Source organism: Verrucomicrobiota bacterium, from assembly GCA_037139415.1.
GTDB lineage: Bacteria > Verrucomicrobiota > Verrucomicrobiia > Limisphaerales > Fontisphaeraceae > JBAXGN01.
The window spans coordinates 1-7,359 of record JBAXGN010000276.1; the positions used below are offsets into that span (position 1 = coordinate 1).

5 protein-coding genes are annotated in these 7,359 nt (G+C 57.5%); 1 reads left to right on the forward strand and 4 read right to left on the reverse strand.

Going from position 1 to position 7,359, the window contains the following annotated elements:
• Nucleotides 1–387: 387 nt before the first annotated feature.
• Genes WCO56_27885 through WCO56_27895 form a run of 3 tightly spaced genes read right to left on the reverse strand, consistent with a single transcriptional unit; the run spans nt 388 to nt 3,093 of the window.
• Nucleotides 388–2,502, reverse strand: coding sequence for a CotH kinase family protein (locus tag WCO56_27885; GenBank protein ID MEI7733424.1), 2,115 nt, complete (start codon nt 2,500–2,502; stop codon nt 388–390).
• A gap of 58 nt (nt 2,503–2,560) precedes the next feature.
• Complete coding sequence (locus tag WCO56_27890) at nt 2,561–2,881, reverse strand: type II toxin-antitoxin system PemK/MazF family toxin (GenBank protein MEI7733425.1); 321 nt, start codon at nt 2,879–2,881, stop codon at nt 2,561–2,563.
• A complete protein-coding gene (locus WCO56_27895) occupies nt 2,878–3,093 on the reverse strand; it encodes a hypothetical protein (GenBank protein ID MEI7733426.1) in 216 nt (71 codons plus the stop codon). Before WCO56_27895 ends, WCO56_27890 begins: the two co-directional genes overlap by 4 nt.
• 98 nt (nt 3,094–3,191) lie before the next feature.
• On the opposite strand from WCO56_27895, the gene WCO56_27900 reads away from it, so the two are divergent.
• Nucleotides 3,192–4,049 (forward strand): alpha/beta hydrolase-fold protein, encoded by an 858-nt coding sequence (locus WCO56_27900; GenBank protein MEI7733427.1) that lies wholly within the window; start codon nt 3,192–3,194, stop codon nt 4,047–4,049.
• Nucleotides 4,050–4,796: 747 nt separating this feature from the next.
• Here WCO56_27900 and WCO56_27905 read toward each other — a convergent pair.
• The gene (locus WCO56_27905) at nt 4,797–7,139 is read right to left on the reverse strand and encodes a hypothetical protein (GenBank protein MEI7733428.1); all 2,343 of its coding nucleotides are present in this window, start codon (nt 7,137–7,139) and stop codon (nt 4,797–4,799) included.
• Nucleotides 7,140–7,359: the final 220 nt, after the last annotated feature.

The following is a 7,359-nucleotide window of genomic DNA, read 5'->3' on the forward strand; positions in this document are numbered from 1 at the left end:
CCAGACATTTCGTGGTCAGTTCCAGACATTTCGTGGTCAGTTCCAGACATTTCGTGGTCAGTTCCAGACATTTCGTTCCACCTAAAACCGGCTACGGAACGCACAAGGGCTTGTTTTCCAGATAGTTGGCCTAATCCTAACGGTCGTTGACCCTTTTTCCAATCAAAACCGTCAAAACCGGTCCCTAAACCAATATGGGCACGCTGTTTGCCGGGTTTTGGACCGGTTCCGGTCGCGAGGGGCACGGGGCGCGACCACCGGAAACGTAGAGAAAACCCGAATGTACCTTGGAGCGGGTGCCAGAAAAAAACGCCCTACCTCCATTAATCACGTCAAATGGGCACTTGCCGATGATTTGGGTGGTTTATTGCACGGCGAACGTGGTGCTCACTCCGCCACAAATTGCACCGGCTCGGACCAGTGGCCCCAGCGCCCGGAGTTGTCCTTGTAACGGGCGCGCACGCGGTACGTGTGGACCTTCTTGCACAGGTTATCCGCCAGTTGCAATTCCGGACGGCCCGGCGGCAGTTCGCCGCTGTTCCATAGCGTTTGCAATTCGTACCGGCACGGTTGGTTGGTTACAAAACCGGGAACCCCTGGCGCGCTGATCTCCGCCAGCCGCCATTCTACGGCAGCGGCGGTCGCATTGGTCACCGGACTGGCAAAGGCGGAAGCGCGGAACGCGTATTTTTTGGAAAGCTTCGGCGTGCCGGTGAGTTGCACCATGGGTGTAGCCGGTATTTTTTTGTCCGCCGCCTCAATGGACAAGTAGCCGAAACCGTAGCCGTGTGGATCACCGTCGTTGATTTGGTAATTCTTTTTGGCGCGCGAGTCCGTGCAGAATTCCACGAGATACTTCCGGAATCCGGCTAGGTCCGGGGTGGTCAACTTGCGCTCCCATCCCCCGCCCATGCGACCATCAGAACACGGGTTCCGGAAAAATGCGCCTTTGTCGTTCGTGCGCGGATGAAAGTTCCACACGGCCATGTCCAGCTCGCTCCAGTTGCGCTCCTGCCCGGCGGGGCACAGCACGCGCGCCAGTTCCTCGACCAGTTGCCCGATCTGGCCGCCGTTGGGCGCGGCATCGCTGCAAAACAGATCCAGAATTTCACGCGCCCGCGCCTGGTACTCCAGCCGGATCGCGGGCACATCCAGGCAATGAATCGCCTCGATGTAGCCGGGCTGATGCGTCTTGGGGATGAACATCATGTCCAAATCCCAAGGGCTGACCGTCCACAGGGAACCCGGACGGTGATAAAAGAAGTAATTGCCATCCGGGCGAATATCCACGTTGCCCACCAGGCGATTGAGCGCGTGAAAACTGTAGTACACTTCCAAGTTCAGGTTGGTGCGCCACCACTCCTCTTTTTTGCCGCGCTGGCAATCCTCGAGAAACTTCCGCCACCGGGTGCCGTCATCCGTATTGTTTTCCATGCGATGCTTCAGACCGCTCTCCGGGCTGTAAATATTGCCGTCCGGGAGGCCCATCTCCCGTTCCCACGGACCATCCACATCCTGCACGATCAGGTACAATCCCCACAAATCCGTTTCATACTGGTTGCCGGGTGTGGCCTCTTGTGGCCGGTCAATCACGCGGAAATGAATCCAATGTGTGTTCGCCGCTGGCACCCCGGCCAATTGGAACGCGCGGAACGGAACGGCCTCATCCAAACCCGACATACCCCGATTTATCTGTGCCCATGCGCTCGCACCGGGTTCCATGCTGAAGCTGTTCCAGCCGTGCTGATACGGGTGGCCCAGATTATCGCGCGCCTGGAACTTGTCGCCATGGTTGAACTTGAATCCCCACTTGTTTTTGCCGTTCACGTAGGTGCTGCCCTTGCCGCGATTATGGAACCCGATGTGATCATACACGCATCCGTCATAGACCAGCGTGCCATACAATTTTTTGTGATCGGCACCGCCATCCCATTGGCTGCGCTCCACATCCCCGCGATTCGCCAGCAGATGATAGACGGGCAGGGTGTTCTGGAACGCGGCGGAAAAGGTCAGTGCCGGAGTCTTGCCGGGCTGGCTGGCACCCGACCACGCCGGAATGCCATCATAGGTGAACCACGCAAAATTGGGAAACTCGTTGGTGCCGGGTGCGCGAATGGCCTCACCGGCGGTATTGGTGATCACAAACCGATAGCGTGCCAGCATCCGGTGCGTTTGAAGCTCCCCCGGCACCACGGCGGTGTATATGCCATCCCCTGCCTTGAGATCACCGGCGGTACCATCGTCATGCATGGGAAAATCCCGCCACGTCGTCGCGAAAGCCTTGTCGGATTTGCGGATGTATTTGCCCGGCTCCACCAACTGGACCTGCAATGTTGCCGAGCGGGCGCCCACACGGTCGGCGAAACGGGCGGTCACCGTGACCGGCTGGCCGGACTTGGGTTGGAACGGGACATGTGCCACCTGCCGGATGACGGATTGCGCCTCTTCGGCAAAGCCCGCCATCACCCACACGCAGAATCCCAGGATGCACCACGTTCGCACCCCGGCGTTTTCAACCTTGCCGCCCCGAAAGTCAACCCCAGGCTTGTGGCCAATCAAGTCACAAGCCAAGCGTGTAGCGCAGGGCCTCGCTGATTTCCTGCATTTCCATCGCCGAAAGCTCTCCCAGTTTTTTTTGCAGCCGGCTTTTGTCGCACGCTTTGATCTGGTCAATGATGGCACACGCGGGACCGGTTGAGTGGGTGGCTACCATGACTGGCCAGTGCGTTTTGGTATGCGCGGAACTCAGCGGCACCACAACCACCGTGCGTCGGTGATCGTTAATCACGTCATGCCCCACCACCACCACCGGTCGCAGTTTTTTGATCTCGCCGCCCACCTGCGGATCAAAATTGACCCAATAGACTTCCCCGCGTTTCATGAGTCGGTATCGTCAAACTTTTCCCAAGCTTGGTTCTCGCGTTCCACCTTTTGTAATTGGTTGGCCTGCTGGCAGGCCGCTGCCACGGCCTTGTCGCGCTGCCGCGTTTCCTGTTCCATAAAGCGGGCGATCACCCGGCTGCGTTTTCCTGCCGGGACCGCCTGACGAAAGTCGCTGCCAACTTGGTCGGGTACCTCAAAGGTCATCTTCATAATATGGTTACCATATACCATACTATGGGATTCTTCAAGCGGTAATCCGGATTCGGTTCCTGTTGCGGATCTGCCGCCATCATGAAATACTCCCTCGCATGATCAACAACACCTGCACTGTCTGCCTGCTTTCGCTCCTGCTGAGCGTTGGCGCATGGACTGTCACTCCGGCGCACAGCGCTGAAGAATCCGCCCCGGCGGCCGCGCTCCCATGGAATGCCCTCAAAGGCCCGACCGTGCCGGGTGTGGTGCATCACTCGTTTGCCAGCAAAGTGGTGGGCAAAGAGGTCGGGTATAACGTTTGGCTGCCGCCCGGTTATGCAGGCGGCAAGGCGCGGTATCCGGTGTTATATTTTCTGCCCGGGAATGGGGGTAACGAATACGCCTGTGTGAGCCCGGTGGTTCGCCACGTGTCGGCGGCAGTGGAAACGAAAATTCTGCCCCCGGTGATCGTCATTTTCTGCAACCCCGGCAACGGCACGTTCCGGGACAACCGCACGCCAGGGGTGCTGGGGGAAACCATGTTCGTCACCGAATTTGTTCCCGAGATTGATCGCCAGTTTCGCACCTTGGCGGCCCGCGACAGCCGCGCCGTGATGGGCTTTTCCATGGGCGGCAGCGGCACCTTGCGTTTTGTTCTGGGCCATCCGGAAATGTTTTGTGCGGGCATCAGTTGGGGCTCACCCCGCTTGCGGGAGGAAGAACCGGCCATGAGCCGGCTGGACCAGGTTAAACAGGCCGGCAGCGCAGTCATGATCGTGGTGGGGGACAAGGAAGCGCCGCAAGCGCAGGCCGCCGCGCCGGAATTTGTCAAAGTGCTGCTGGCGCATGGCATTTCCGTGCAACTGAAAACCCCGCCGAACGTGCCCCATAACATTGATCTCTATCTGAAGGCCACCTGGGACGACGCGGCGAAGTTGCTCAACCAACAACTCAAATTCACCTCCACGCAATAAACGCTCGCGTGCGGCGCGAGCCATGTTCTCACTGGTCGCATTGCGGCGAGGACGGAAAGGAAGAGCCGGTCGTTCCCATCTGGGCCGATTCCACTTTCTGAACAAATTAGAGACTCCTTACGTCGTCTCCTACCATTGATAATGATCACATGAGTTTGAGCTGTTGTTCGATGTAGGCGAGGGTTTCCGGTTTGATGCCAGCATTGGGATCAGGAAACACGGGCAAGGATGCGGGCGGGGAACCGGGCGCTAAAAACGCGGAAGCTGAAAGGCAGGAGTTGGCCCGACTAAAGATAAGCATGAACCGCACTGAGATTTGACAGACCAGCGCCCCTCGAACAACCTCTCCCCGACATCGCGGAAAGCAGTCGCGGGCCTAACTCGGTTATCGCCCAGGCAATACTCCAGCTCGAAGGCGTGTGCTCCACGCGGTCTCTTCGCGCTCACATACACCGAATTGGGCAATCTACCGCCGCCGACTTTTAAATGCTGCGGTGCTTCGGGCACTTTGGGATTCGGCACGCGCTCTCTGGCCAGATCATAACCGGTGCTTTCCAAAATGGTTCGGTCGCCGCCGGATTTGTAGCCCAATTGTCAGGCGGAACAAAAGGTGCGGCAGGTGTTATGGCGGCATCTGCCGGAGCCGGATTCACATTGTCTAGCGCCCTGCGGATGAATGCCGTTGCCGCAATAAGAATGGCGAGCGCTTTCATGCGCAAATGTTTTTCAAGTTGTGAATGGAAGTGATCAAAGTTCCGTCGCAGCCTTTAAGATAGTATTGAACGGCCGTTCAACGGGCTTCACGGACAGGTTGGTGAATGAGACGCCACCTTTTGCCGCCACCAGTTGGATGCTGTGTCCCGCGAGGTTGCGACGCCGGGTGATCATGGTGCGGCATCCGGCAATTTCGGCATCAATGATATGGCTGTTGCTTTTGCGATCGTGAATGAACGCGATCCGGAGGTGGTGCGGCTTGTCCAACCCTTCCACTCCGGTGATCGTGAAATCGAACCCGCGCCAATGGGTATTCCCATTATGCTGGGCAAAGACGGGATTTTTGCCGTCGGGAGTGAGTGCTATGGCGGCCGCATCAGGGGTCTCCGGAGCAAGTTGACCGTTGGCAGGTTGCCCCCACTGCGCCCGTTTGCGTTGCGGTTCGGTGCGCAGTTCGCAGCCATCCTTCATCGCTCCGCTGCCTCCGAGGATGATGGAGTAGGCGCTGGCCGGATCCTTGGGATTTACATCCAATTCGAGAATGTATTGATCCGGAGCATTCCCGGCGGTGATGCATACGGGCGCAGCATCGGCCTTGAGGATGGTGCCTTCCCCCGGCGCGCTCCAGGTCATTGGGACGGCGGCGCCTGTGCGGGGGACAGCTTCCGGCCACCATGACATGCTGAGGTTGCCATCAGGCTCCTGATGCAGTTCCCGCAAGACCAGATTCCCTCCCCATTTTAGATCGGGGCCGCCATGGCCTTCCAACCAACCGGCGTAGAGTCGCCGCCCCCCGGGTGCTTCCGCAACCACAGGAACCCATAGCCCATCATAAATATCCCAGCGCGGCACGATGACTGGTCCCTCGGGATGCGCGATGACCGGTTTGTGATTCTCAACTTTTTTCAGCCTGAAATTCACGAAATAACTCATGAGGTCTTTCGCGACCGCCAAACCCTCCGGACTCTTCTGATCCCAGTAGGGGCCAGCGAACGATTTCGACATCCAGTAACCGGTGCGACCACCCACGATGTAATGCCATCCGTTCCACTCAAAGGGGCAGAAGCACTCGGAGGAGTTTCTCGTGATGACCGTCTTGCCGAAAGGAACGATAAAGTGATCTTCAGGAGTCCAGTTGATCAGGTCATCCGAGTGGAAGAGCCCTTCCGCCGAGTATCCGCCGAGCATGGCAAAACCGCCTCTCGGGTCCTGGAACACCGTCGGGTTTTGCGCTTGGTGAACCAGCACGTTTTCCTTTTTGAAATGGATGCCATCATCGCTGGAAGCGATGGCCGCCCCGATGGGAATTCCTTTGAGCTCGGAGAATGGCACTCCTTTCCCGCCCGGGAGACCTGAAACATTTTCCTTTGAGACGATGCGGTCCGTGTGAAATCCGTAAATGATTTTCCACTGGTTTCCCTGCTTGACCATCATGCTGGTCCCGATGGTCTCCCAAGGCTCGGTAAGTGGCACGGCCTGGGGATGCACCGCCCACGTTTTCATGTCGCTGCTGCTCATGTGGGCGATCTCGTGGCCACCGGCATTTTTGGTGCCGCCATGCCGTCGGTCCGTGAGATACATCAGATGCATGCGTTTTCCGTCCTGATAGAGCATGACATCGCCCACCCACTGATTTGGGCAGGGAGGCGTCCAATACTGTAAATCCTGCATCGTTAATTGTCCCCCGTCATATCCGCTCAGGGGAACGTGTCCGGCTGACTTGTCATCGAGAAAAGTTCGCCAAACAGTGGCCTCGGCGACACCATGATCCACAATCATGGAGGCCACCGGGGTTGCCAGCCCGCCACAGGGCGATTCTGCGTCCACCACTTTTCCATCCACCATCAGTTCGGAGACTCCAGGCTTGATTCGCAGGAGGACCGTTTTTGGCGATGCGCCCAGCATGCTGACCGGCACGCCGATCCGGATCTGCTTCTTCATCTTCTCCAGGTAGGGCGGCTTGATGTCGACATTAAACACCGCTTCCAACACCAGCAGAGTGCCATCGGGGTCCGCGTAGGGAAGATAGTTTTGCAGAACAGAAAACCCGTATATCAGATCCTTTTTCTTGGGATCCTTCTCCAACCAGGGTTTGGGATTACCTCCAGCTACGCGGACTTCGAGAGTCACGACATTTTTGCCCTCGGCATCCGTGAGGGCCGCGAGCGTGGTGATTTTATTCAATGCCTTATCCTGCAGGTTCACCCGGAGGGTGAGCGCCTCGCTTTCCGTGCCGGAAAGCAGCGTGCTTCCGGGGACCGCATCGCCCGAGTGCCGGAGGTAATGTCCCGCCGGTATTGGATCAGATGTGGTTTGAGCAGTTGCAACCATCGTGCCCACGGCGATTCCCAAGGCTACGGATAGCAGATTTTGCATGGCGGAAATTAACCAGAAAGCGGGCCGGGATGCAAGTGTTGCTCCGCACGAGGAAAAAGCGGGTAATAAAATAAAACCGAAGGAAATAAAAGTTTGGAGTCAGGAGTTTACCGCTCGATCTGAGTCATGGTTATAGCCGCCCCCCTTTTCCATTTTCGGAGCGGTTAGTATTACTATGTTAAGTTAAACCTTGTCTTTTTCGAGCCATTCCGCGAGACTG

Coding starts and splice junctions, on each gene's coding strand:
- WCO56_27895 (MEI7733426.1), bottom strand. CDS start 3,093: ATGAAGATGACCTTTGAGGTACCCGACCAAGTTGGCAGCGACTTTCGT.
- WCO56_27890 (MEI7733425.1), bottom strand. CDS start 2,881: ATGAAACGCGGGGAAGTCTATTGGGTCAATTTTGATCCGCAGGTGGGC.
- WCO56_27905 (MEI7733428.1), bottom strand. CDS start 7,139: ATGCAAAATCTGCTATCCGTAGCCTTGGGAATCGCCGTGGGCACGATG.
- WCO56_27900 (MEI7733427.1), top strand. CDS start 3,192: ATGATCAACAACACCTGCACTGTCTGCCTGCTTTCGCTCCTGCTGAGC.